The following is a 2,931-nucleotide window of genomic DNA, read 5'->3' as shown; positions in this document are numbered from 1 at the left end:
CCGGCTTCTGATCCCTTGCATCAAAAGACACCCCCCTGTCCTCACTCGATGTCCCAGAAAAATCAAACTGGCCCGGCTTTCGCAACAGGTCTAATGGAGTGCGATTAGATTGACCGGGCAAAAGTAATGGCATCAATCCGATCACCGTTTGCCATGCGGTAATAGTTTCGCCGCTCGCCGATGGGTCGGAAACCAAACTTGTTGTAAAGATGGATGGCGGGGTTGCCGCGCCGCATTTCCAGAAAGATCTGCGCGGTCCCGCGCTGCCGGGCGGCCACGAATAATTGTTCGATCAAGGCGGCCCCGACGCCGCGCCCGCGCGCGCTTGGGGTTACCGCGATCAGCAACAGCTCTTCTTCGTCAAGCACATGGCGCGTCAGCACGAATCCGGCGGGGACTGGCGCCTGATCGAGCGCGTCCGGAATGGGCAGGCCGGCTGCATCAACCACCAACGCATGGGTGCTCGGCAAGGTCAGGGCATCGGCAACCTGGCGCCGGTTCCACGCTTCGCCATAAGCCGGATCGAAGGCGGCTTCCATCACCACCATGATCCGGTCGACCAGCGCAGGGGAGGCGATCATGCCCTGACCCGGTCCGCCATCGGGGTCGCATCCGGCCCGCGGCCATAAATCGGCGCGAGATTAGGCGTGAGTGATGCAGGTGAGAGCAGCGGAACGGCCGCTGCATCAGGGGCGATATCAATCACTTCAGCGGGCTGCGCGGGATCAAGTGCGGCGAACGCACCTGCCCTGTTGCCGGCTATCACAGTCTGGCGACGGCGGGCCCTGGCGGCATCGGGTGTCAGCGAGGCCGGCATGCCGAGCGCCTCACCATCCGCGCCAAAATCCTGCACAAACCATTCGCCATGCCCGCCATTGGTGCATACCGTCACCGGAACGCCACGATGCACAGCCTGGGCCTGCGCCGCGATCAGAGCGAGGGTGGGATAGCCCAGCACCGCTGCATCCCACGCGAACCCAAGCGCGCGAGCCGCGGCCAGACCGATCCTGACACCCGTAAAGCTACCCGGCCCCAGCGAGACCAGAATGCGGTCAGCCCTGCCTTTGTCTGGCATGGCGCCGATCAGTGGCACCAGTGCCTCGGCATGGCCGCGGCCAATGACCTGATGGGTATGCGCCAGTCGCGCCTCGCCCTCAAACAGGGCGATGCTGCAAGCATCTGAGGCGGTTTCGATGGCGAGCGTCCGCATGGCCCACGCCGATGCCTCAGCCCGCGTCTCTGCGCAAGCGGGGATGCGCGGTCAGGCGATCCGGTTAAACCGTTCAAACGCCGGCCGCGGGCTGCGGTCGAAGATACTGCTGGCATCGCCATAGCCGACCGAGCAGATGAAATTGACCCGGTGGCGCGGTTCATCGGCAAAGAACGCCGCGTTGACTGCCGCCTGATCGAAGCCGGACATCGGCCCGCAATCCAGACCCAGTGCGCGCGCGGCCAGCATAAGGTAGGCGCCTTGCAGCGAGGAATTGCGGAACGCGCCTTGTTCGCGCCCGGCCTCGTCGCCGTCAAACCAGCTTTTGGCATCAGTATGGGGGAACAGCCAGGGCAGTTCTTCGTGGAAGTCGATGTCATAGCCGATCACGGCCGTCACAGGCGCGGCGGCGACCTTGTCCTTGTTGCCATCGGACACGCATTCCACCAGCTTGGCTTTGGCCTCTGCCGATTTGACCCACACGATCCGCACCGGCTGCATATTGGCAGACGTCGGAGCCATCTTCATCAGATCCCAGATCGCATGGAGCTGCGCGTCGGACACCGGCTTGTCCAGCCAGCCATTATAGCTGCGCGCTTCGTTGAACAGCTGATCGAGCGCTGCATTGGAAAGGACGTGGTCGTGGAATTGTGTGGTCATGTAAACGTCACCGTGTCTGGAATGGAAATTCAGGCTGCCCTGACTTCAACCACTTCGGGGACATAATGTTTCAACAGGCCTTCGATCCCGTGCTTCAGCGTCGCGGTGCTTGACGGGCAGCCCGAGCACGATCCTTGCAGCGTCAAATAGACCACCCCGTCGCGGAACCCGCGATAGGCGATATCGCCGCCGTCCCCGGCTACGGCCGGGCGCACGCGGGTTTCCAGCAATTCGTTGATCGCTGCGATCACTTCCGCATCTTCGGGGCGTTCTTCCACCACGGCTTCGTCTTCGGGCGGAACGGCAATGCCGTTGCCGCTAGCGCCGATGAACAGGGGGGCTTCCGAGACGAAATGATCGAGCAGGATCGCGATAACCTGCGGCTTCAGCGCGCTCCAGTCGGCACCGGGTGCGGCGGTCACGCTGACGAAGTCGGTGCCGAAAAACACGTTCACCACTTCGCCAGTGTCGAAGATCGCCTGCGCCAGCGGACTGGCTTCGGCAGCTTCGGGAGTCGCGAATTCGCGGCTGCCAGCGGGCATGACGGTCATGCCCGGCAGGAACTTGAGCGCGGACGGGTTCGGGGTGGTTTCGGTTTCTATGAACATGACCCCAAGTTAGGCGGGAGGAGGCCGGGGGACAAGGCCGCTTCACCGCCAATGCGTCCCTAAAGCACCGAAGCATTCACTATCGCTTCACATTTTGCCGCCCTATAAGCCTGTCCATGACGTCGTTTCCCCGCGCGGCCCGCGCTATCGCCCTTCTGCTTGCCCCGCTCGCATTGGTTCAGCCGCTGCTCGCCCAGCAGATCGCTACCCCTGCGGTGCAGGCCCCTGCCACACCGCCGCCGCCTGCGCCCAAGGCGCTCCAGACGGCCGGCACTGTCCCCTGGCTGTATCAGGGTTCGGACGTTCCGGTCGATGACAAGTGGCTGTTTGGCGAAATGAAGAACGGGCTGCGCTATGCTGTGAGAACGGCGGTGCAAAATTAGACCACGGTAGCGGCGACGAAGTGTTGCTGCGGGCGGCGTAAAAGTCGTCCACTTTGCCCTTTTGCGGGAG

The 2,931-nt window shown here is 63.1% G+C and carries 5 protein-coding genes; 1 reads left to right on the top strand and 4 read right to left on the bottom strand.

All coding sequences use genetic code 11. The features are described 5' to 3' along the window. Positions 1–104: 104 nt before the first annotated feature. From C0V72_RS15860 to C0V72_RS15845, 4 genes are read right to left on the bottom strand one after another with little or no spacing between them, the layout of a single operon-like run. Entirely contained in the window at positions 105–581 is a 477-nt protein-coding gene (locus tag C0V72_RS15860) for a GNAT family N-acetyltransferase (protein WP_101795094.1), read from the bottom strand. Continuing rightward, positions 578–1,210, bottom strand: coding sequence for a tRNA (adenosine(37)-N6)-threonylcarbamoyltransferase complex dimerization subunit type 1 TsaB (gene tsaB / locus C0V72_RS15855; protein WP_101795093.1), 633 nt, complete (start codon positions 1,208–1,210; stop codon positions 578–580). The genes C0V72_RS15860 and tsaB overlap by 4 nt, the downstream gene beginning before the upstream one ends. Positions 1,211–1,261: 51 nt before the next feature. After that, entirely contained in the window at positions 1,262–1,870 is a 609-nt protein-coding gene (locus tag C0V72_RS15850; RefSeq protein ID WP_101795092.1) for a malonic semialdehyde reductase, read from the bottom strand. A 29-nt stretch (positions 1,871–1,899) separates the two neighbouring features. After that, positions 1,900–2,478 carry a NifU family protein gene (locus tag C0V72_RS15845; RefSeq protein ID WP_101795091.1) on the bottom strand — a complete coding sequence of 193 codons (579 nt, stop codon included), beginning with the start codon at positions 2,476–2,478 and terminating at the stop codon, positions 1,900–1,902. 116 nt (positions 2,479–2,594) lie between these two features. Between C0V72_RS15845 and C0V72_RS15840 the strand changes: the two genes are divergently transcribed. Continuing rightward, the gene (locus C0V72_RS15840) at positions 2,595–2,861 is read left to right on the top strand and encodes a hypothetical protein (protein ID WP_199797814.1); all 267 of its coding nucleotides are present in this window, start codon (positions 2,595–2,597) and stop codon (positions 2,859–2,861) included. The last annotated feature ends 70 nt before the right edge of the window (positions 2,862–2,931 follow it).

This window comes from Porphyrobacter sp. TH134 (assembly GCF_002855495.1).
In the GTDB taxonomy this organism is placed as follows: Bacteria; Pseudomonadota; Alphaproteobacteria; order Sphingomonadales; family Sphingomonadaceae; genus Erythrobacter.
Note: the sequence above shows the minus strand (reverse complement) of the source record. Positions and strands in the feature narration are given on the sequence as shown.